This window comes from Martinezella sp. CNPSo 3732 (assembly GCF_057784515.1).
This window is the reverse complement of the sequence record NZ_JBXSOO010000014.1, coordinates 108,224-128,663: the sequence shown is the minus strand read 5'-3', so window position 1 is coordinate 128,663 and position 20,440 is coordinate 108,224. Positions and strand designations below refer to the sequence as shown.

Genomic DNA, 20,440 nt, shown 5'->3' with positions numbered 1-20,440 from the left:
ACGGCGTAAGATTGCCGATCGAAACACTCTTGACCCACAATTTTCGGCCGATAGAAATGAATTGAGGCTTTGCAACCAATATCTTTGGTCAAGAAAGCTGGCTGGAGCCGCTATTTCTCAGACCCTGTCCTGTCTTTCGGAAAAGACCGACGATGATGACCTCGAGAACGCCACAGCTTGCCTTCGTTTTATCATGCCTGGGTGCTTTGAACGGATCACACGCCATCGCACAGGAAGCAGCGGCCCCTCTGTCGGGCAGCTTTGCCGACCTATGCACTGTTGACGGCGAACATCCATCGAAGCTCTGGCGGATCAGCAGCAGGCTGGACCCTGGCTCATGGAGATCGCGCATCGTTTGCGATCTCTCATCCCCTTCCAGGCCGATATTGCGTATCTCGGTGCATCCCGGCGATGCTCCCGATCAGAGTGTCGGCGATGTACCGACTGAACGGGTAGAGATTCAAATCAAGAAAGAGGTTATCAAATTCGATGAGCCGACGTGGTACCATTTTGCCTTCCGGCTCGAAGCCCCTTGGCGGGGGCTGGGCAACCGCACCGTAATTCATCAGGTGAAACAAAATATTCCAACGGAAGAGACCAAGCCTCTTGGAGCTTGCCAAGCGGCAAATCCATTGTTCAAAATCGAGGCCATACCATCGGAGACAGGGGCAAACTTCGTTGCCAAGGTGCGGGGGAGCGCTGACTGCAACACCGGTCAATCCAAGATAATCTGTGGCCCCTGGCATCTTAATGTGGGTGACTGGAATGACGTGAATGTGATGCTGAAGCCGAGCTTGCAGGAGGGTGCAAGCGCCATACAGGTCTATCTCAACGGACGCGCCTGCGACCCCTCCTATAAGGGGCGTCTCGGCTTTCTCGATCACGGTGTGCGGCATGAAGACGGCCGCCCATTCATCGACGTTCAACCTCGCTTTGGGATCTATAGGGACACTCTTCCTGGTGTCGTGCAATCAGTTGACTTCGCGGATATCCAGTTCTGGTCGACGGACCCTTCCAGTGATCCCGCTTGGTCGAAATTGGCAGTTTCTGCCAAGTAATCATCCGATCTTTCGGGCCGATGACAGAAACGCTTAGTGTGGCCACCCGTTTGCGCATCTCTGCCAGGACCTCAAAACAGGTCGGAAAATCACGATTTTCAATCGCCGCTGCCACAATTACGCCCGCCGTTTCCGGAATTGTCTGCAGCACGCATGCCTCGCCCGCGCGGGGTGCAATCCGATGCATTCTTCGGGAAATATGGTTATCACGTGAAGACTAAAAAATTTGTTCTTTTGCCCGCTCTGGCTTTACTGATGGCAGGCGCCGCCGCGCATGCGCAGGAATGGAGATATCTTCCGGATTACGGCGACGATCTGGATGGCGGCTATGTTGCTCCGCGCTATTCGCGGGAGGCGCCACCGCGCTATCGCGACGATCCACGCCTCGACGATGGCTATTACTATCGGGGTGATCCTTACAGCGACTATGACGATGAGGACGGCAATTTCCCGCCACCCCCTCGCCCACAGCGCCAGGCTTCGATCGATCGGAATGCCGTGTCTCCCCAATTCAGTCCGGGCCTCAAGGATGACAAGCGGGCCAGTCTGGCGCAGTCGCCGATCCCGCGCAGCGTTGTGCGCTTCTCCGGCTACGATCCCGGCACAATCGTTATCTCCACCAAGGAAAAGCGCCTCTATCTCGTGCTCAACGACGGAACTGCCCTCAAATACGGCATCGGCGTCGGCAAGCAAGGCTTCGCCTGGAAGGGAACCGAGACGATCAGCCGCAAGGCGGAGTGGCCCGATTGGACGCCGCCCAAGGAAATGATCGCTCGCCGTCCAGAATTGCCTGACCACATGGAAGGTGGCCTCAATAATCCCCTCGGAGCGAGAGCACTCTATCTCGGTTCCACCCTCTACCGCATCCACGGCACCAATGAGCCGAACTCGATCGGTAAGGCGGTGTCGTCCGGCTGCATCCGCATGGCAAATCCGGATGTCATGGATCTCTATGGCCGGGTCGGCGTGGGAACGAAGGTCGTCGTGCTCTGATCGCGCTCCGGCCTTGCGTGGCTCAGCCTGGAATTGCTTGAAAACAAAGAGCTGGAGCGGTTCAGATATTCCGTGACAGGCTGAACCGCTCTGGCAGGACCGGAAACGGACGTCATTCGTCGGGAAAGGCAGCCGTCACAGGCACCATGAGCGTGACCTGCATTTTGCCGGGCCTCAGGGGAACCGCGGAAATCGGATTTTAAACCACTGGTCTCTCAATTCGCATCCGAGCGGAATGAATAGCGGAGAGGGAGTGAACGGACGAGATCATCGGCGCTATGCAAGCCTGGACTCCGCCACACGCGGAGCCATTCGCCTGCTGAACGAAGCCCGCGGATGCGGGCGGCCAGATCGGAAAGCCCGAGAAAATGAGCAAAGCGTTGTAAAACTTCCTGTAAAACAGCGCCTTGCCTCATCTTGAAGGTCACAGTCTAACTATCTGCAATCTTGAATTCATCAGCATACTCTGCCGAACGCAGTGCATCGGCTTGGGAAGCCTCTGCCCCGTTTAAGAATTCCTGCAGGAGCCGGGTGATGCGCTCGGGCGATGTACCCTTGGCATATTCTTCCTGCATCCGGCGTCTGACCAGCATTTCCAAGACTGACATGTCTTTCACCTCATAGTTCCGGCGCAGGGAAAATGTCGCTCTCAATGACACGGGAGGCAAGTTACAGTTTTTTCATGGTCTTGATGGCTCGACGGCAAGACTTCTGATCTCTTTTCGCCGCCTCGTGCCGGAAACGGTGCTGAGCGAAGCGTGATCGATCTTTCACTTGCCAAATGGCGGCGTATCGTAGAATTGAAAGCGGCCAATCGGTCGGTTGTTTGCGCTTCGTTAACCTGCGTGCTTTAGCGGGCCACACCCCGACCTTTGGATGATGTCGCCTGCAAGGAATGAATAATGCCCATAAAGAAAAGCTCTGCCTCTGACGTTTTCCAGCGCAAGATTTCGGATTTTTGCGATATGCGGCTCAAGCCGCTGCTTCAGCCGCGTAGCTTCGAGAATATCAAAGGCTTCATGATCGGCCTGATCGTTTTCCAGTCGCGGCCTCCCCTTCGGGCAGGACGTGTCGACTTCCAGGAAATTGCCTCGCTCTGCGGAATGGACGAGGAAATGAGCCCGGAACTGAAGCGTGCGGCCCAGCCCGGCTTCGATGCGATTCTTCGCTGGCTGGGAACCCCGAAAACCAGCACGGCACGTAAGTTGCCAGTCGCCGCGAAACGCCCTTTGCGGGTTCCCGCCAAGCCTATTTCCGCTCAGCCTGCGCGTCGTCTGGCTTCCTGAGATGAACTGCGTACCGGTCGTCCACGGCCGGTACGTCATTATCTGCCTCGGCAGAACGCAAAACCCCATACAGCATCGAATACCGATCCGATCGGCAAAGCCCGCTGCTAAGACGCGGCGCTACCCTCGTCCGCGACAGATTTCGATTGCGGCGCGATCGCTGAACGACGCTTCGGGATATCGCCAAAGAGGCCGCCCGGTCGCACCAGCAGGATGATGCAAAGCATGACGCCGATCGCCACGATCTGCAGCGATGCCGCACGAGCCTGCTGTTCGGGCGAAAAGAGGATACTCGTCAGCGCACCGGAACCGGCCCAGATCGCCCAGACCAGAACGCTGCCCATGACAGCGCCCTTGTTGCTGCCAGAACCGCCGACAATCAGCATGACCCAGACCTGAAAGGTCAGGATCGGAAGGTAGTTGTCCGGCGCGATGAAGCCGATGAAATGCGCCTGCATGGCACCGGCCAATCCCATGACCGCACCACCGACGGCAAAGGCCTGTACGCGATAGAAGCGAGCGCTCTTGCCGAGAGAAATGGCGGCACGCTCGTCCTCACGCAGCGCCTTGAGAACACGTCCCCAGGGGCTTTTTACAAGATGCTCCAGCGCAAAATAAACGATCAGCAATGCGACGACCACGATGCCGAGATTGGCCAAATTGAAAAGAAGCGGCGTTTCGGCGAGGTTCGAAAATGGGCGCGGAATGAAGCCGATACCAAAGGGGCCACCGGTCAGTTTCTGCGCATTCAGCGCCACGAGCTGGACGACGACGGCTACGCCGAAGGTTGTGATCGCCAGATAATCGGATTTCAGTCGGAGCGTCGCCACACCGATGATGGCGGCGGCAAGACCGGCGATAATCATTGCGCCGAGCCAGCCGACGAGGATCGGCAGATCGAACCCGCCGAACCGCCCGGCCGTATCGGGCGTCGTCAGCAGGGCCGAGGTATAGGCGCCGATCGCTACAAAGCCGGCGAGCCCGACATTGAAGAGACCGGTCAAGCCCCATTGCAGGTTCAAGCCGAGCGTGATGAAGGAAAAGATCAACGCGGTCGTCAGGAAGAAAGCGGCATAGCCAATAATGTCCATCATCGCTCCCTCACTCCGAAAAGGCCGATCGGCCGGATGAACAGCACCGCCATCAGGATGATGAACGAGATGGCGGCACGCCACTCCGCGCCGACAAGCTGAACTGCAGCCGCTTCGGCAAGGCCGATGATCAGGCCACCGAGAACCGCGCCCGGCACGCTGCCGATACCGCCGAGAATAGCGGCGGCAAACATCGGCAGCAGCATGTCGAAACCCATCAGCGGACGGATCTGTACGAGAATGCCGATCATGACGCCGGCAACGCAGGCGAGCCCTCCGCCGATCAACCATGTGACGCGCACGACTTTGGAGACATCGATGCCGACGACACGGGCAAGCGCCGGATTTTGGCTCAGCGCCTGCATGGAGCGCCCTGTCTGCGTCCTCGTCATCAGCATATGAACGCCGAAGACCAAAAGTGCCGTGACGATCAAAAGGGCGATCTGATCGGGCGTGATGCGAATGCCGAAACCTATCGGCATGGCGATCTGGATCGCGCGGCTGAAATAGGTCGGACGCGACGTGAAGAGGAATTCGAGCAGGCTGCGCAGCGCCATGGATGCGCCGAAGCTCGCCATGACGACGATGATCGACTGGCCCTTGGCGCGTAGTCTCGCAAACAGCACCTTGTCGAGTGCAAGGGCAAGGACGCCCGTAAAGCCCATCGCCACGATCACCGCCACGATCAGTGGCCAGCCGAATGAGAGCGGGCCGATGGGTGCGACCTTGCCGAATACAGCGCCGATCGCACTGACCACAGCAAGCGTCGCATAGGTGCCCCAAGCCATGAAATCGCCATGTGCGAAATTGGAAAAGCGCAGGATCGAATAGGTGAGCGTCACGCCGATAGCGCCAAGGCCGATCATCGAGCCCGTCAGCAATCCGTCGACGATGAATTGCAGGTTCATGCCGCACCCCCCTTTGCCGAAGTCTCAGGTCGCTGGCCGAGATAGAGTTCGGCGACGACGGGATCGTTCCAAAGCTCGGAAGCCACGCCTTCATGCCTGTCCTTGCCCTCGACGAGGACATAGGCGCGATCGCCAATCGCAAGCGCCGCCTTGGCATTCTGCTCGACCAGCAGAATGGTGACGCCGGATTTGCGGATTTCGGTCAGCATGTCGAAGACCATCGAAACGAATTTTGGCGAGAGGCCTGCCGAGGGCTCATCGAGCACGAGAAGCTTCGGGTGAACGATAAGAGCGCGCGCAACAGCCAGCATCTGCCGCTGCCCTCCGGAAAGATTACCGGCCGCGATGCGGCGATGGCGGGCAAGATCCGGAAATGTCGCATACATTTCTTCGATGCGAGCAGGCACGTCTTTCGGCTTCAGAATGCCGCCGGCGACCTTTAGATTGTCCTCGACGGACATCAGCGGGAAAACGTTTTCCGTCTGCGGCACGAAGGCGAGGCCGAGCCGCACCATGATGTGCGCAGGCGTACTCGTAATATCCCTGCCGGCCAGCTCGACCGTGCCGCTTTCAACCGGAACCAGACCGGCAATCGCCTTGATGAAACTCGATTTTCCGGCACCATTGGGGCCGAGCACGACGACAATTTCCTTCTCGGCCACCGTAATCGAAGCACCGCGCACGATCGAAACACCCGGCTCGTAACCGGCAACCAGATTGCGAACACTCAAGACCGGTTCGCTCATGCTGCGCCTCCCAGATAGGCCTCGATGACGCGCGGATCGCTGGCGACCTCTTCCGGCGTGCCCTCGCAAAGAAGCTGGCCGCTCGCCATCACAAGCACGCGGTGACACAGGCGGGTGACCATATCGATATTGTGCTCGATCAGAAGAAAGGTGACACCGCGCTGGTTGATATCGCGAATACGGTCGATGATCGTCTCGAGAAGCGTGGCGTTGACGCCGGCGGCGGGCTCGTCGAGCAGGATGAGGGCCGGATCGGCCATCATGACGCGAGCAAGTTCGAGAAGCTTGCGCTGACCGCCCGACAACACGCGGGCCGGCTCATGTGCGAGACGCGTCAGGTGAACGAGGTCGAGCAGCTCCATCGCCTTTGCATGGGCCGCCTTCTCCTGCGCGGCGACTTTCCACGGCCGCAGGAAATTCGATAGCAGCCGCTCTCCGGTCTGGTCCTGAGCGGCCAGCATGACATTGTCGAGAAGCGTCAGATTGGGAAAAGGTCGTGGGATCTGGAACGTGCGTCCAAGACCACGGCCAATCCTGCGATACGCAGCCTCGCCAGCCACTGCGGTGTCGTTCAGAATGATTTCGCCGCTGCTTGGTGCAACACTGCCGGCCAGAAGGTCGAACATCGTCGTCTTGCCGGCGCCGTTCGGACCGATCAAGCCGAGAATCTCGCCCTGGCGCACGTGGAAGGAAACGTCGTTGACGGCTACGAGACCGCCGAAACGCCGCACCACGTTTTGGGCCGTCAGAACAGGCGGGGCTTCCTCCCCATGCCGTTCAGTTGTCGTACTCATGAGATCCCTCTGGCCGGAAGCGATCGTTGTCGCTCCCTGATTATTTGATTTGTGATCACACTTGCATTGATCACGCTAATCAGCTTTAATCCTCTTCGCAAGCCGAAAAAGGGATTTCGAATGCAAAAGGCCACCGCCGACAAGAGCGATCCGATTGCCGCACAGCTTGCGCCAGTGGGGCGAGAAACCGTTCAGGACCGGGTCTATCTGGAGCTGCGCCGCGCGCTGATCGGCGGGCTGTTCGAGCCGAGCCAGGTGCTGACGATTCGCGGTCTTGCCGACGCGCTGATGACCAGCACCATGCCGGTGCGCGAGGCACTGGGTCGGCTCATTACCGAAAAGGCATTAGAAGCCCTTCCCAATCGATCCGTCCGCGTGCCGCCGATCACGCTTGAGCGCATGGACGATCTTCTGCGCGCTCGCATTCTGATCGAGGGCGAGGCAATCGCGCTTGCCGCGACCCGCATGACGACGCGGCAGATTACGACCATCGAAAGCATGCTCGGCGAATGGGACGAGATGCGCGCGCTGAAGCACAAGAAGGACGTCGACCGCGAGGTGACGCTCAATCAGGCCTTTCATTTCGAGATCTATCGCGCCTGCGGCTCCGCCGTTCTGATCCCGATGATCGAAAGCCTTTGGCTGCAGTCCGGCCCCTGTATCCGTGTCGCGATTTATGCCTTCTCGGATGCCGGCGAGGTCGATACCGCCCATTATCACCGCACGATCGTCAAGGCGATCGCCGCGCAGGATGCAAAGGGCGCTCGCGATGCGCTGGTGGCAGACATCAGCCGGCCGTTCACCTTCCTGCGCAGCAAACTGGAAGCCGAAGCCAAAAAGGGCCAATCCGTATGAGCCAACGCGCCATCAAGATCTCCGAACCCCGCTCCGGCCTCAGTGTCTTGGCACCTCTGCTGGAAGCCAAGGCGCCAGACAATGCCGCCTTTTTCTGGAACTATCTCAGCGAAACGCGCGTGGTCGGTGGCATTCACGCCATGTGGACCGGCCCGGAAATCTCATGCCCGATCCCGCCGGCGCATCTGAAGGGTGCTTCCTATGCGAACGCCCTGCCCGCCGAGAATGCAACGCTCACGCCGCAGCCCGGCGATATCGTGCTGAGCTACGTGCCGCCGCGCATGTGGGGTGGCAATCCAGATGCGATCTTCGATATCGGCCTGTTCTATGGGCAGGGCGCTCGCCTGCTCTTTCCGATCGGCTGGCTTGCCGGCAGCGTCGTCGCGCAAGTGCGCCCCGAGGAGCGCGAGCACTTCGCGGCGGCCTGCGGCGTCATCCGCCGTAACGGAGCCTGCGACGTCACCTTCGAGCGCGCGGAGATCTGAGATGACGGCTGCAAGCGACGACAGTTTCGAGCTCTTCGACCTCAGGGTCGAGGCCGTCATTCCAGAGGGCAAGCCGATCTATTGCGGCGCCAAGCCGGGCGACTATTTCGAACTCAAGGGCGAAATGCTGTCCCTGCCTGCGGGACAAGGCTTTTCGATTTACTCCATTTCAGCCGTCCTGCCGCTGCTGGCGGCCAAGCAACGCCCCGCCCACAAGAATGACTGGATGACCTCGGACGCGGAAATCGCCTGCCCCGACCCGAACTGCGCGAGCCGGCTGCGCATCGTCAGGACGGGCAAGCGGCGGTTCAGCCATGCCGAAACAACGGCCGTGCCGTTGCCCGAAGGAGAATAAACCGCATGACCGCCAAGACTTTTGAGCTCAGCCCCGGATACAAGATTTCCCGCGTCATCCGCGGCGGCTGGCAGCTTGCAGGAGGACATGGCACCATCGATCGTGCCCAGGCCGTGACCGACCTGATCGCCGCGTTCGACGTCGGCATCCGCACCTATGACTGCGCCGACATCTATACGGGCGTCGAGGAGCTGATTGGCGAGGCGCGCGAACGGCTCCGCAACGAGCGCGGCACGGAAGCCGCAGGCGCGATGAAGGTCCACACGAAGCTGGTCCCAGATCTCGAGAAACTGGCAACCATCAGCCGCGACTATATACGAGGGATCGTCGACAAGTCGTTGCGAAAGCTGAAGACCGAACAGCTTGATCTGGTCCAGTTTCACTGGTGGGATTACGCCTTGCCCGGCTATCTCGAAGCCTTGAGCTGGCTGGACGAGATGCGCCGCGAGGGCAAGGTGCGTAATGTCGGCACGACCAATTTCGATACGCCGCATATTGCCGAGATTCTGAAAGCCGGCATTCCGCTTGTCAGTCAGCAGCTGCAATATTCGGTTCTCGATCAGCGGCCATCGAACAGCCTCGCCAAGCTGGCGGCGGAGAATGACGTGAAGTTCCTCTGCTACGGTTCGGTGGCTGGTGGCTTCCTGAGCGACAAATGGCTGGGACAGCCGGAACCCGAGATGCCGCTCGAGAACCGCTCGCTCGTCAAATACAAGCTTATCATCGATGATTTCGGCGGCTGGGAGCTGTTCCAATCACTGCTTGATACGCTGAGGGCTATCGGCGATCGCCATGGCGTCGATATCGCCACGATCGCCAGCACCTGGGTGCTGGAACAGCCGCAGGTCGCCGCCGTCATCGTCGGCGCCCGCAATCAGGCACATGCGCTTGCCAATGCCAAGATCATGGATATCGCCCTTTCGGACGACGACCGCCGACAGATCGCCGGCATCATCGCCCAAAGCCCTGGCCTTGAAGGCGATGTCTATACGCTGGAGCGTGACCGCACCGGCAGGCACGGCTCAATCATGCATTACAACCTCAATGCGGGGAAGATATGAGCCAGCAATCGCCCCTCTTTCAAAAGGCCAGCGCCGAAGTGCTGGATTTTCATCGCTTCTTTGAAGCCTGGTATGATGCCGCAACTGCCGACAAGACGGATTTCGGCCGCTGCGAGCGCACCTTCGGGCATGCTTTTCGCATGATCCCGCCAACCGGCCGTATCTTCGGCCGCGCTGAAACCATCGAACTGATCCGGGCAAACCGAGGAAGCTTTCACGGCGATTTCAACATCGAGATTTCGGATATCCGCGCGAGCTTCGAAACCGAGAACGTGATCGTCCTCACCTATGTCGAAGCCCAATCGCGCGCCGGCAAATATAGCCGTCGTCAGGCGAGCGCGCTTTTCACCGCAAGTTCATCGGCACCCAACGGCGTCGAATGGCAGCATCTGCATGAAACCTGGCTGCAGATGCCGGAGACCTGACAGGTTCTAAAAAACAGAAATGAAAATCGTTGACCGAACAAGGGGAACAAAGATGAAGAAGACGATATTTCAAATCACCACGGCTCTGGCCCTTCTCACCGCAGCCGGCGCCGCCAATGCCGCGGACTGCAAGGTCACGGTCGGCCTCGTGATGGAACTGACCGGCCCGGCCGGCGAATACGGCCAGGCGGGCGCGAAGTCCGTCGAGATGGCCTTCCGCGACATCAACGCCGCCGGCGGCGCCCATGGCTGCGATCTGGTGACGGATACGCGCGACAGCCAGAGTCAGGGCAATGTCGCGGTTGATGCCGCGACCCAGCTCGTGCAGGTCAAGAAGGTACCGGCCATCATCGGCGGCATCATTTCTTCGGTGACGATCCCGATCCTGACCTCGGTCACCGCACCCGCCAAGATCGTGCAGGTATCGCCGGCCGCTTCCTCGCCGACGCTGACGGCGCTCGGCCGCGACGGCAAGACCAACGGCATCTTCTTCCGCACCATCACATCGGATTCGCTGCAGGGCATTGCCGCTGCAAAATATGCGATCGACAAGGGCTTCAAGAAGCTTGCGATCATCCACGTCAACAACGATTTCGGCGTCAATATGGTCGCCGAATTCTCGAAGGCCTATAAGGCGCTCGGCGGCACGATCGCCTCGACGACGCCCTACAACGAAAAGCAATCAAGCTATGCTTCGGAAGTCACCGCCGGGATGGGCGGCGATCCCGATGGTCTCTATCTTGTCAGCACGCCGGTCGATGGCGCGACCATCGCCCGCACCTGGATTTCGCAAGGCGGCCCGCAGAAGTTTCTGCTCAATGACGGCATGAACAGCCCGGACTTTATCGATTCCGTCGGCGCCGACTATCTGAAGGACGCCTATGGCACCTCCTCGGGCACGACGCCGACGCCATCGACCGACTATTTCAACAAGAACTACAAGGATTTTTCGGGCATCGAGCCGACTAACCCGGCCGCTGACCGAGCCTATGACGCCGGCGCGATCGTCGGTCTCGCGCTGGCGATCGCCGGCGACGACACATCCAAGCTGAAGGATGACATCTATAAGGTCGTCGATCCCAAAGGCACGCCGATCTATGCCGGCAAGGAAGAATTCGCCAAGGCGCTCGGCCTGATCAAGGAAGGCAAGCCGATCCGTTACGAAGGCGTCATCGGCCCGGTCTCCTTCGATCAGTATGGCGACATCACCGGCCCCTTCCGTCTCTGGAAGATCGCCGACGGCAAGGTCGCCACCGACGGCGAGCTGAAGATGGAAGACGTTTCAGCCCTGAAGGACAAGATCAAGTAGGCGGCGCTCTACATTGCAAAAAGGCGAGGCGCTCCCTTCGGCGCGCCTCCTTGCAATCATCCTGGCACAATCCCTTCAGCGGCTGATCTATGGTGACAGCTATCTGGCGTAGTTATTGAGAGACCCTCCGCTGATGCCCAGCAGTGCCGCTCGCCCCACCAATCCGACCCTGTGGACGCTGACAGCCGGCGCTGCCCCTGAACTTTCCCACGGCCTGCCTTCCCGCTCAAACGTCGTCGTGATCGGCGGCGGCTTCACCGGCCTCACCGCAGCACTTCATCTTGCCCGCACCCGCCGCTCTGTCATCGTCCTCGAAGCCGGACGATTGGGCGCGGGTGCCAGCGGCATGAATGCCGGTTTCGTCGTGCCCAATTTCGCCAAGGCCGATCCGGCGACCGTCCGTCAGAAGCTGCCGCGCGGCAAGGCGGATGCGCTGTTGTCGCTCGTCGGTGCGGGCGCCGACGAGATCTTTGCGACCATCGCGGAGGAGCAGATTTCATGCGATGCGGCGCAGACCGGTTGGCTGCAGCCCGCTTATGGCGACGACATGGCTGTGATCCTGCGCCAGCGGGCGAAGGACTGGACGGAGCTTGGTCGTCCAGTCGAATTTCTCGATGCCGGCGCCATCCGGAACGAGACCGGTATGGAGATCTATTCCGGAGGATTGATCGATCACTCCGGCGGCACCCTCCACCCGCTGAATTATCTCTACGGGCTCGCAAGCGCGGTCATGCGGCGCGGCGGCAATATCCGCGAAAACAGTGTGGTCGAGCGCGTCGAGCGACATGGCGGCACCTGGCGCGTCGGCCTCGCGGACCATGAAATTGAAACGGATGTCGTCATCCTCGCCACCAACGCCTTCACAAGCGGCATAGCCGCGCGCATGGGCCGAACGGGCGTGCCGTTAAAGGTGTACCAAGTGGCGACGAAGCCGATCGATGCCCAAACCGTTGCGCGAATTGCCCCAAATCGGCGACCTGTCGGCGATACGCGCTCCAACCTCTTCACCTACCGGCTCGATCGCGACAACAGGCTGATCAGCGGCGGCATGGCGATCAATCCCTTCGGCGCCTTCGAGCGTGTCGGCCGCGCCGTCGTCGACCGGCTCGTATCCGAACTCCGCCTGTCGCGCCATCCCGGCATAGAGATCGTCTGGACCGGAACGGCGATCATGACGCCGGATTTCCTGCCGCGTCTCTACCGTTTCGGCGACGGCTTCTTCGGCGGGATCGGCTGCAACGGCCGCGGCATCGCCATGACGGCGCAACTCGGCCGAACACTGGCGAGAATGGCGCTCGGTGAAATCGCGGAAGCCCTGCCGATCCCGCTGCAACCCGGTCAACCCCTACCATTCCACGGGTTCACGCCCCTCGTCGCCTCGCTTGCGCTGGCGCATGCCCGCTTTGAGGATTGGCGAAAGGGCCGTCATTGATCCACCAAGGTTGCCGACGGTCATCTAGCTGCACACCGCTCCAGACTGTAAATGACCATTAATTCTATAGAGAAAGGAATGAAGACGCGACCGTATCCCCAAAAATGAAATGCCTTTTCTCGAAGCCTGGCTTCGAATGCGGCATCGTGGCGCGAATAAAATCGGAGCCTGCCCATGAACGCGCAATTACACCATATCAACGCCACGCACCCGGAGGCCACGGTACTGGAGACCGAACAACAGGCGCTGGCAGTCGCGCAAGCGCTTGCGGAGCGCTTTGCCGCTAGCGCATCTGAGCGCGACAGCGAGAGGTTGCTCCCCTATGCCGAAATGGATGCGCTGGCACAATCCGGACTGCTGGCGATTACCGTCCCCGAAGAGTATGGCGGCCTGGATGTTTCGAACGCAGCGCTGGCCGAGATCACGGCGATCATTGCCGAGGCCGATGGCTCGATCGGGCAGATCCCGCAGAACCATTTCTATATCCTCGAAGCGTTGCGCGTCGATGGCTCGGAGGATCAGAAGCGATACTTCTTCGGCCGCGCATTGGCCGGCGATCGTTTCGGCAATGCCTTGTCCGAGCGGGGCACGAAAACGGTCGGGCACTATAATACCCGCATCACCCGCGATGGCCCCGGCTATCGTATCAATGGCCGCAAGTTCTATTCCACGGGCGTTCTCTTTGCCGATTGGATCACCGTTTTCGCGCTTGACGAAGCCGACAAGCTGGTCATGGCTTTCGTGCCGAAGGGCACGGAAGGCGTCGAGATCATCGACGATTGGGATGGCTTTGGACAACGCACGACCGGCAGCGGCACGACGGCGCTCAACAATGTCTATGTGAATGCCGACCATGTCGTCCTTCATCACAAGGGCTTCGAGCGGCCGACGACGATCGGCTCCGTCGGCCAGATCATCCATGCCGGCGTCGATCTCGGCATTGCCCGGGCTGCCTTCGCCGAGACGCTTGATTTCGTGAAGACCAGATCGCGTCCCTGGATGGATAGCGGCGTCGAGCGCGCCAGCGACGATCCGCTGACGATCGCCAAGGTCGGCCAGATCGCCATCCGGCTGGAAGCGGCGGCTGCGACCATCGAACGCGCCGGCCGCAAGGTCGATGCCGCGCAGGTCGAGACGACGGAAAAGCGGGTGGTCGAGGCGACACTGGCCGTTGCTGCAGCCAAGGTGCTGACGACGGAAATCGCCATCGAAGCCACGAACACGCTGTTCGAACTTGCCGGAACAGCCTCCGTGAAGCTCGACCTCAATCTCGACCGCCACTGGCGCAACGCCCGCACGCATACGCTTCACGACCCCGTTCGCTGGAAATATCATGTCGTCGGCAATTATCACCTGAACGACGTCATCCCGCCGAAGAACGGCGCGCTTTGACGGATAGACGAAAGCCCCGTCGCAGTTCACTGGAACGGGGCTTTCATACAATCAAAGGCACAAATCAGGAGCGCCACGCTGAAGCCAGCTAATGCGGTTCAGTTTTTCACTGAATGTCTGAACCATCTATCTCTTTGCTTTCACGCAATTCCGGACGGAAAACTGCTGCGCACTTTTCCCGGAATTGCTCTAGTGCCGATCCATACTGATTTCTATGGGCTGACCGGCGGACGCCGCGAGACTTTCCAGACCGGTTGCAACGACCGATACTCTGAACACCCCGTCGAGATTCTTGTCAAAGATCGCACCGACGACGATATCGGCATCGGCAAAGACTTCGTCGCGGATGCGACTGGCGGCCTCATCGACCTCAAACAGCGTCATGTCTGTCCCGCCGGAAATGGAGATCAGCACGCCCCGCGCGCCCTTCATGCTCATGTCGTCGAGAAGCGGATTGGAGACGGCGGCATCTGCCGCTTTTGACGCGCGGCCCGGCCCTGACGCCTCGCCCGTTCCCATCATCGCACGTCCCATTCCCCGCATCACGGATTTGACGTCGGCGAAGTCGAGGTTGATGAGACCTTCCTTGATGATCAGATCCGTGATGCAGCTGACGCCCGCATACAGAACCCGGTCCGCAGTCACAAAAGCATTTTCGAAGGTGGTCGTGGCATCTGCAATGCGAAACAGGTTCTGATTGGGAATGACGATGACAGTGTCGGCACTTTCACGGAGGCGCTCGATGCCTTCGTCGGCCGTGCGCATGCGCCGGTTGCCTTCGAACGTAAAGGGTTTGGTGACGACTCCAACCGTGAGGATGCCTGCCTGCCGCGCGGCTCGAGCGATGATCGGTGCGGCGCCCGTGCCAGTGCCGCCACCCATTCCGGCCGTCACGAAGCACATGTGCGTGCCGTGGAGATGGTCCATGATCTCATCAATGGATTCCTCGGCGGCGGCTCGTCCGATTTCCGGCAGGGAGCCCGCACCGAGACCTTCTGTCACCTGTGCGCCAAGTTGAATACGCCTGGTCGCTTTGGACGTCGCAAGCGCCTGCGCATCCGTATTTGCCGCTATAAATTCAACGCCCTGAAGTTGTTGCGCGATCATATTGTTGATTGCGTTGCCGCCGCCACCGCCGACACCGACGACGGAAATCTTCGGTATCACCCCTGAAAGTGGTGCGCGCATGTCAGCCATGAAGGACTCCATTGGATCGATTTCATTCTCAATCGAGATCGCCTGCCCTTCTGGACGTCGAAAGCGATTCGTGAGTGAAGAGATCCTAATGAGGAACGTGTGCGCATTACGGCGAGCTGCGACAGCCCTCCACAGAATAGTGAGTTGAGCACAGGATTTGTGAGCCGGATATCAGAACATCAATCGTCCAGCGTTGCGTGAAGGCCACAATCGGGCGAGCCCGCTTGAAGCTGTGGCGTGTTCCAACAGGGGCCCACACCACACCAGATACCAATGACGTTGACCGACCTTGAGTGCGGGTGAAGCCGCCATCGGCTCGGATTACGAGCCGATCCACTTTTAGACTCCACCACGTCCTCGCCCCCGCGTTTAGCTGTAGAGGCTGACCTCGGGAATCCGATCGTTCAGCACGAACTCGCCGACCTCCTTGGCCTTGTAAAAGACCGGATCGTGCAGGGTGTGCGTCCGCACATTGCGCCAGAAACGATCGAAGCGATATTTCTCCGCAGTCGAGCGGGCGCCGGTGAGCTCGAATACGCGCGAGGTAATATCGAGGGCAACATGGGTCGCGTGCACCTTTGCCGCATAGGCTTCGGCCGCTGCTTCACCGCGTTCGCGCGCCGTTGCCTTATGTCCCTTTGCAAGAGCCTCCTGAACCGCCGCGGCAGCGCTGTCGGCCAGAGCGGCGGATGCCTTGAGGGCTGCGGTAAATTCACCGACACGCTCTAGAATATAAGGGTCGTCCGATGCACGTTCGACGCCGGAGGTGATCCAGGGCCGCGTCGTGGTACGGACATAATCGACAGCCTCGCGCAGCGCGCCCTCCGCCGTGCCCAGATAGAAGTTCACGAAGACCAGCTGGATAAGCGGCGTGTTGAAGGTCGCAAGCACCGGCGCTTCGCCGCCGGTCGATGCCGCCTTGTCCAAGTCCTCTTCGTAGACGGGGAAGTCGTGGAACTCGACGCTGCCGCTGTCGGAAAGGCGCTGGCCGAAATTGTCCCAGTCGTCATTGGCCTTGTAACCGGCTCGATTGGTCGGGACGGCGAAGCCGACGATCCGGTCATCGAGCGCAGCATTGGCGTTGACGTAATCGGAGACGTGCGCGGCCGTGGAAAAGGACTTGCGGCCGTTCAGGACATAGCCGTTGCCGCGGCGCGTCAACACGAGGCCGGGATCGCGCGGATTGACCGCCGCACCCCAATAAAGGCTGTTGGCGACCGTCTTGCCGCCGAGCTCCTGTGCGCGTGCCTCGTCAAAGGCCCAATAGATGTATTGGCTGTTGACGTAGTGATAGCCGAGAAGCTGGCCGATGGAGCTCTCCCCGCGCGCAAGAATGCGCACCAACCGCAAGCCATCCACCCAATCGAGACCGCCGCCACCGATCTGCGTTTCGTGTAGCGCGTTCAGCAAGCCGGCATTTTTCAGCTTGACGATCTCGCCGAGTGGTGGACGACCTTCGCGGTCAAGCTCTGCGGCGCGCTTGGAAAGATCGGCTGCAATCTCTTCGGCTCTGGCGAAGAGATCCGCACGCGTGGCGTTTCGATTGCTCGCAAAGACGACGTTGGACTGGCTCATGATGTGAACTCCGGTTCAGTAGCGTAATCCGGCGGGATCGGAAACCCCGCCGGCATCTCGAGAATGGCCGCTTAAAAAAGCTTGTCCGGTATCCAACTGGCGGTCACTGCATCGCTGGCGTTGAAGGCCGGAACTTTCTTGGCCAGTTCCTCGATCGTCTGGACGTTGGCGGCGCGAAGTCCTTCCTGCGTCAGCAGCGTCGGCTTGACGGTGATCTGATGCGGAACCTCCTGCCCTGCCACCTGCAACGCGGCGGCACGGATGGAAACAGCGCCGACGACGGCCGGATTGGTTGCGACCGTTGCTACCCATGGGCTGCCCGGTTCGGTGATTTCCTGAATGTCGGCCGTCGATACGTCGGCCGAATAGATCTTCAGCTTGTTGGCAATGCCGAGATCCGCCGCGGCAAGCTTCACGCCGCGGGCAAACTCGTCATAGGGCGCGAAGATGACTGATATATCGGGATTGGCCGCAAGCGCTGCCTTGGCCTGATCGGCAGTCGAGGTCGCGGTCGTATCGCTGACGTTACCGAAGCGAGCCTTTTCGACGACGCCGGCATTCTGCTTCTTGAAAGCATCCCAGACCTCGTTACGGCGGTCGAGCGGCGCAAAGCCGGCGACATAGACATAGCCCGCCTTGAAGCTGTTGCCATTCTCCTTGACGACCTGCTTCAGGGCGAGGTCGGCAAGCTCGTGATCGCTCTGCTCGACCTGCGGGATCTTCGGATTGTTGAGGTTGACGTCGAAGGCGACGACCTTGATACCCTTGTCGAGCGCCTGCTGCACGACATCGCCAAGCGATTCCGGCCAGCCATGATCGATGACGATGGCAGAAACGCCGAGATTGATCGCTTGGAGGATCTGTTCACGCTGGGCGGCTGCATCCTGGCGCCCGGGGAAAACGCGAAGATCGATATCGAGCGCCTTGGCCTGAGCTTCGGCACCCGCCTGATAGGCCTGGAAGAAATCGCCGGCGGAGATATAGCTCACCAGAGCAACTTTTACACCGCCCTTGTCGAAGGGCGCTGGCGCACCGTTCACACCGGCAGCCAGCGCGGTCTGTGCCAGAAGAAGCGGGGCAACGGCCGACAGGGCAAGCCGTGTAAATAATCTCATCGTCGCGATCCTCACGATCCATCGGAAGCGTCGTCTGACGGATAGATGACCCTGCGACGCATGCAATTATTAGATATAAACCCTATGTTTTTAGTAGATTAAATCATCCGATTTTGGCTGGCTTCGGAGATTCTTTGTTCCTTTGCCAAGGGAATGGCGGCAAGGACTTACCCGGCGTAAAAGCCTCAGGCGAAGGGTTTCGCGAGCATCTCCTCGAGATCGGCCCGTGCCTGCGGCGAGAGATAAGGCCGCAACAGGCTCGCCACCTGACCGAGCCCCCAATGCATATGCTGAGGCGTCAATTCACCCACGCCCTCCTGAAGGCCGAGATAGACTGCCCAATAGGTGGCAACGATCCGCATATTGGTCATCAATGCGTTGCGCTCCTCCGCGGCGGCGCTGATCAGGCCGGCCTCTTCCATGCGCTGAAAAATGGCATCGACGGAAACACGCATGCCGGCGCTGACCATCAGGATCGGCCCTCTCAAGCCGGGCGCGATTGCCAACAGGCCGGGAATATCGCGAAAGAGGAAGCGATGTGTCCAGATCAGCGAGAACCATTCGCGCAAAAAGCCGGCATAGGCTTTCGAATCCGCCCCTTCTACACAATCGGCTTGCCTGACGAGCACCAAAGCATCGGCTTCGAAGCGGGAGAACAACGCTAGGACGAGCGATTCCTTGGTGCGGAAATGATAATAGAGATTGCCCTGATTAATGCGCACGGCCTTGGCGATTTCCGCCGTGGTGACGGCTTCCGGCCCCTTCTGATTGAAGAGCGACAATGTCGAGACGAGAATCCGCTCGCGCGTATCGGGCCGCACAGCCACTTCCTTCTTCTCACCTTTCCTCTTCCCACCTTTGCTGGCCGCCATCTCGTTTCCCCCTTGAAGCTCTAAGGTATTCACCTTATTCTTTGTAAGGCAAATACCTTAATCCTGATCTACAGGCATCCGCCGGGCTGAACAAGGAGACTGAAGGATGAATGCACGCGTGAACGCTGCCGATCTCTCGCAGACGACGTTTCCCCTCACTCCGCGCTCGATGCCACATGTCCTCCTATCGCTGATCCGCAATCCACTCGACGCGCTACCGCCGGAAATCTTCACCGAGCCGATGGTCTTCACCAAGGTGGGTGGAAAACTGCGGATCTATCTCGCCGATCCTGAGCTCATCTATCAGGCGCTGGTGCGCAATTCCGACGCGCTCGGCAAAGGCGAGGATGTCCGCCGCGTGCTGGGCCCGGCCCTCGGCAATGGCATTCTCACCTCCGATGGCGCCCATTGGAAATGGCAGCGCCAATCGGTGGCCGGCGCCTTTCGCCATGAAAAACTGCTGGAACTGCAGCCGGCCATGATTGCGGCTGCCGCGCGCCGGCGCGATCTCTGGCTCACCCACAAGAACAGCCCCATCGACCTTTGTCAGGAAATGATGCGCACCACCTTCGATATCATCGTCGATACGATGATGTCGGGTGGCGATGGCATCGATGTCGACAAGGTCGAGCACAATATCACCAACTATCTCAAGCCGACCGGCTGGAAATTCGCGATGGGCCTTCTTGGCCTGCCCGACTGGATGCCACATCCCGGCAAGGAGAAAGCGCGATCGGCCGTTGCCTTCCTGCGAACGACCCTTGGCGCGGTGATTGCCGAACGGCGCCGCAGCGGCGGGGAACGGAGCGATCTGGTTTCCATGCTGCTTGACGCAGCCGACCCCGAAACCGGTCGCATGATGACCGACGAAGAAGTCATCGACAATCTGATGACCTTCATCACCGCCGGACATGAGACGACGGCGCTCGGTCTTGCCTGGACCTTCCATCTTCTTGCACGCCATCCCGACTGCCAGGCCAAGCTCTTCGAAGAGATTGCCACCGTGACCGAGGGCGGCCCGCTGGCGGCCGAACATCTCGGCAAGCTCACCTACACCAGGCAGGTCTTTTCCGAAGCCATGCGGCTTTATCCGCCAGCGCCGATCGTTTCGCGCGCGGTAACCAGCGAATTTGCCATCGGCACGCACATGATACCAGCCGGCACTATCATCTATGTACCGATCTACGCTGTGCATCATCATGCAGACCTTTGGGAAGACCCGCAGGTTTTCGATCCCGGCCGCTTTGAGCCGGAAGTGGCAAGAAACCGCCATCGCTACGCCTTCATGCCCTTCGGTGCCGGTCCGCGCGTCTGCATCGGCAATGGCTTTGCGATGATGGAGGCCGTCGCGATCCTCGCGGTGCTCCTGCAGAAATTCCGCGTAACCGGCTCGACCGAGCCTTCGCCCAAGCCGGTCATGAAGGTCACGTTGCGGCCCATGCATCCACTGTCGATCAACCTCGCGGAGCGATAGTCGAGCGTTCGCCCGCC

At 59.9% G+C, this 20,440-nt stretch carries 21 protein-coding genes; 12 read left to right on the top strand and 9 right to left on the bottom strand.

Annotation, left to right across the window (positions count from 1 at the left end; all coding sequences use genetic code 11):
* Positions 1–152: 152 nt before the first annotated feature.
* Both AC13RM_RS21590 and AC13RM_RS21585 read left to right on the top strand, forming a co-directional pair.
* Positions 153–1,058: a heparin lyase I family protein gene (locus AC13RM_RS21590; protein ID WP_488555534.1), complete on the top strand. Its 906-nt coding sequence runs from the start codon at positions 153–155 to the stop codon at positions 1,056–1,058.
* Between the two features lie 255 nt (positions 1,059–1,313).
* The gene (locus tag AC13RM_RS21585; RefSeq protein ID WP_350223791.1) at positions 1,314–2,051 is read left to right on the top strand and encodes a L,D-transpeptidase; all 738 of its coding nucleotides are present in this window, start codon (positions 1,314–1,316) and stop codon (positions 2,049–2,051) included.
* Between the two features lie 431 nt (positions 2,052–2,482).
* Here AC13RM_RS21585 and AC13RM_RS21580 read toward each other — a convergent pair whose 3' ends face one another.
* Positions 2,483–2,659, bottom strand: coding sequence for a hypothetical protein (locus tag AC13RM_RS21580; RefSeq protein ID WP_167078012.1), 177 nt, complete (start codon positions 2,657–2,659; stop codon positions 2,483–2,485).
* Between the two features lie 357 nt (positions 2,660–3,016).
* Here AC13RM_RS21580 and AC13RM_RS21575 point away from each other — a divergent pair, with 357 nt between their 5' ends.
* Entirely contained in the window at positions 3,017–3,337 is a 321-nt protein-coding gene (locus tag AC13RM_RS21575; RefSeq protein WP_285177368.1) for a hypothetical protein, read from the top strand.
* A gap of 107 nt (positions 3,338–3,444) precedes the next feature.
* On the opposite strand, the gene AC13RM_RS21570 is transcribed toward AC13RM_RS21575, so the two are convergent.
* The 4 genes from AC13RM_RS21570 to AC13RM_RS21555 are packed head-to-tail and all read right to left on the bottom strand — an operon-like array spanning position 3,445 to position 6,876.
* Entirely contained in the window at positions 3,445–4,431 is a 987-nt protein-coding gene (locus AC13RM_RS21570) for a branched-chain amino acid ABC transporter permease (RefSeq protein WP_285177366.1), read from the bottom strand.
* Positions 4,428–5,336 (bottom strand): branched-chain amino acid ABC transporter permease, encoded by a 909-nt coding sequence (locus tag AC13RM_RS21565; RefSeq protein WP_285177364.1) that lies wholly within the window; start codon positions 5,334–5,336, stop codon positions 4,428–4,430. Before AC13RM_RS21565 ends, AC13RM_RS21570 begins: the two co-directional genes overlap by 4 nt.
* Positions 5,333–6,082: an ABC transporter ATP-binding protein gene (locus AC13RM_RS21560; protein WP_113228775.1), complete on the bottom strand. Its 750-nt coding sequence runs from the start codon at positions 6,080–6,082 to the stop codon at positions 5,333–5,335. The genes AC13RM_RS21565 and AC13RM_RS21560 overlap by 4 nt, the downstream gene beginning before the upstream one ends.
* Positions 6,079–6,876, bottom strand: coding sequence for an ABC transporter ATP-binding protein (locus AC13RM_RS21555; protein WP_285177362.1), 798 nt, complete (start codon positions 6,874–6,876; stop codon positions 6,079–6,081). Before AC13RM_RS21555 ends, AC13RM_RS21560 begins: the two co-directional genes overlap by 4 nt.
* Before the next feature lie 120 nt (positions 6,877–6,996).
* Here AC13RM_RS21555 and AC13RM_RS21550 point away from each other — a divergent pair, with 120 nt between their 5' ends.
* From AC13RM_RS21550 to AC13RM_RS21515, 8 genes are all read left to right on the top strand, one after another.
* The gene (locus tag AC13RM_RS21550) at positions 6,997–7,731 is read left to right on the top strand and encodes a GntR family transcriptional regulator (protein WP_285177360.1); all 735 of its coding nucleotides are present in this window, start codon (positions 6,997–6,999) and stop codon (positions 7,729–7,731) included.
* The gene (locus AC13RM_RS21545) at positions 7,728–8,216 is read left to right on the top strand and encodes a DUF3830 family protein (protein ID WP_285177357.1); all 489 of its coding nucleotides are present in this window, start codon (positions 7,728–7,730) and stop codon (positions 8,214–8,216) included. The genes AC13RM_RS21550 and AC13RM_RS21545 overlap by 4 nt, the downstream gene beginning before the upstream one ends.
* A gap of 1 nt (position 8,217) precedes the next feature.
* A complete protein-coding gene (locus AC13RM_RS21540; protein WP_285177354.1) occupies positions 8,218–8,571 on the top strand; it encodes a TIGR04076 family protein in 354 nt (117 codons plus the stop codon).
* 5 nt (positions 8,572–8,576) lie between these two features.
* A complete protein-coding gene (locus AC13RM_RS21535) occupies positions 8,577–9,632 on the top strand; it encodes an aldo/keto reductase (protein ID WP_285177351.1) in 1,056 nt (351 codons plus the stop codon).
* A complete protein-coding gene (locus tag AC13RM_RS21530; protein ID WP_285177348.1) occupies positions 9,629–10,057 on the top strand; it encodes a hypothetical protein in 429 nt (142 codons plus the stop codon). Before AC13RM_RS21535 ends, AC13RM_RS21530 begins: the two co-directional genes overlap by 4 nt.
* Positions 10,058–10,109: 52 nt before the next feature.
* Positions 10,110–11,366: an ABC transporter substrate-binding protein gene (locus tag AC13RM_RS21525; RefSeq protein ID WP_285177346.1), complete on the top strand. Its 1,257-nt coding sequence runs from the start codon at positions 10,110–10,112 to the stop codon at positions 11,364–11,366.
* A 133-nt stretch (positions 11,367–11,499) separates the two neighbouring features.
* The gene (locus AC13RM_RS21520; protein ID WP_488555533.1) at positions 11,500–12,798 is read left to right on the top strand and encodes an NAD(P)/FAD-dependent oxidoreductase; all 1,299 of its coding nucleotides are present in this window, start codon (positions 11,500–11,502) and stop codon (positions 12,796–12,798) included.
* 174 nt (positions 12,799–12,972) lie between these two features.
* Positions 12,973–14,190 carry an SfnB family sulfur acquisition oxidoreductase gene (locus AC13RM_RS21515; protein ID WP_113228766.1) on the top strand — a complete coding sequence of 406 codons (1,218 nt, stop codon included), beginning with the start codon at positions 12,973–12,975 and terminating at the stop codon, positions 14,188–14,190.
* A gap of 189 nt (positions 14,191–14,379) precedes the next feature.
* Here AC13RM_RS21515 and ftsZ read toward each other — a convergent pair whose 3' ends face one another.
* From ftsZ to AC13RM_RS21495, 4 genes are all read right to left on the bottom strand, one after another.
* Positions 14,380–15,387 carry a cell division protein FtsZ gene (gene ftsZ, locus AC13RM_RS21510; protein ID WP_440480281.1) on the bottom strand — a complete coding sequence of 336 codons (1,008 nt, stop codon included), beginning with the start codon at positions 15,385–15,387 and terminating at the stop codon, positions 14,380–14,382.
* A 369-nt stretch (positions 15,388–15,756) separates the two neighbouring features.
* Complete coding sequence (locus AC13RM_RS21505; RefSeq protein ID WP_374819764.1) at positions 15,757–16,962, bottom strand: acyl-CoA dehydrogenase family protein; 1,206 nt, start codon at positions 16,960–16,962, stop codon at positions 15,757–15,759.
* Positions 16,963–17,033: 71 nt separating this feature from the next.
* The gene (locus AC13RM_RS21500) at positions 17,034–18,077 is read right to left on the bottom strand and encodes a substrate-binding domain-containing protein (protein ID WP_488555532.1); all 1,044 of its coding nucleotides are present in this window, start codon (positions 18,075–18,077) and stop codon (positions 17,034–17,036) included.
* A gap of 185 nt (positions 18,078–18,262) precedes the next feature.
* Positions 18,263–18,949: a TetR/AcrR family transcriptional regulator gene (locus AC13RM_RS21495; RefSeq protein WP_374819768.1), complete on the bottom strand. Its 687-nt coding sequence runs from the start codon at positions 18,947–18,949 to the stop codon at positions 18,263–18,265.
* 106 nt (positions 18,950–19,055) lie between these two features.
* Between AC13RM_RS21495 and AC13RM_RS21490 the strand changes: the two genes are divergently transcribed.
* A complete protein-coding gene (locus AC13RM_RS21490) occupies positions 19,056–20,423 on the top strand; it encodes a cytochrome P450 (RefSeq protein ID WP_374819770.1) in 1,368 nt (455 codons plus the stop codon).
* The last annotated feature ends 17 nt before the right edge of the window (positions 20,424–20,440 follow it).

Coding starts and splice junctions, on each gene's coding strand:
- AC13RM_RS21590 (WP_488555534.1), top strand. CDS start 153: ATGATGACCTCGAGAACGCCACAGCTTGCCTTCGTTTTATCATGCCTG.
- AC13RM_RS21585 (WP_350223791.1), top strand. CDS start 1,314: ATGGCAGGCGCCGCCGCGCATGCGCAGGAATGGAGATATCTTCCGGAT.
- AC13RM_RS21580 (WP_167078012.1), bottom strand. CDS start 2,659: ATGTCAGTCTTGGAAATGCTGGTCAGACGCCGGATGCAGGAAGAATAT.
- AC13RM_RS21575 (WP_285177368.1), top strand. CDS start 3,017: ATGCGGCTCAAGCCGCTGCTTCAGCCGCGTAGCTTCGAGAATATCAAA.
- AC13RM_RS21570 (WP_285177366.1), bottom strand. CDS start 4,431: ATGATGGACATTATTGGCTATGCCGCTTTCTTCCTGACGACCGCGTTG.
- AC13RM_RS21565 (WP_285177364.1), bottom strand. CDS start 5,336: ATGAACCTGCAATTCATCGTCGACGGATTGCTGACGGGCTCGATGATC.
- AC13RM_RS21560 (WP_113228775.1), bottom strand. CDS start 6,082: ATGAGCGAACCGGTCTTGAGTGTTCGCAATCTGGTTGCCGGTTACGAG.
- AC13RM_RS21555 (WP_285177362.1), bottom strand. CDS start 6,876: ATGAGTACGACAACTGAACGGCATGGGGAGGAAGCCCCGCCTGTTCTG.
- AC13RM_RS21550 (WP_285177360.1), top strand. CDS start 6,997: ATGCAAAAGGCCACCGCCGACAAGAGCGATCCGATTGCCGCACAGCTT.
- AC13RM_RS21545 (WP_285177357.1), top strand. CDS start 7,728: ATGAGCCAACGCGCCATCAAGATCTCCGAACCCCGCTCCGGCCTCAGT.
- AC13RM_RS21540 (WP_285177354.1), top strand. CDS start 8,218: ATGACGGCTGCAAGCGACGACAGTTTCGAGCTCTTCGACCTCAGGGTC.
- AC13RM_RS21535 (WP_285177351.1), top strand. CDS start 8,577: ATGACCGCCAAGACTTTTGAGCTCAGCCCCGGATACAAGATTTCCCGC.
- AC13RM_RS21530 (WP_285177348.1), top strand. CDS start 9,629: ATGAGCCAGCAATCGCCCCTCTTTCAAAAGGCCAGCGCCGAAGTGCTG.
- AC13RM_RS21525 (WP_285177346.1), top strand. CDS start 10,110: ATGAAGAAGACGATATTTCAAATCACCACGGCTCTGGCCCTTCTCACC.
- AC13RM_RS21520 (WP_488555533.1), top strand. CDS start 11,500: ATGCCCAGCAGTGCCGCTCGCCCCACCAATCCGACCCTGTGGACGCTG.
- AC13RM_RS21515 (WP_113228766.1), top strand. CDS start 12,973: ATGAACGCGCAATTACACCATATCAACGCCACGCACCCGGAGGCCACG.
- ftsZ (WP_440480281.1), bottom strand. CDS start 15,387: ATGGCTGACATGCGCGCACCACTTTCAGGGGTGATACCGAAGATTTCC.
- AC13RM_RS21505 (WP_374819764.1), bottom strand. CDS start 16,962: ATGAGCCAGTCCAACGTCGTCTTTGCGAGCAATCGAAACGCCACGCGT.
- AC13RM_RS21500 (WP_488555532.1), bottom strand. CDS start 18,077: ATGAGATTATTTACACGGCTTGCCCTGTCGGCCGTTGCCCCGCTTCTT.
- AC13RM_RS21495 (WP_374819768.1), bottom strand. CDS start 18,949: ATGGCGGCCAGCAAAGGTGGGAAGAGGAAAGGTGAGAAGAAGGAAGTG.
- AC13RM_RS21490 (WP_374819770.1), top strand. CDS start 19,056: ATGAATGCACGCGTGAACGCTGCCGATCTCTCGCAGACGACGTTTCCC.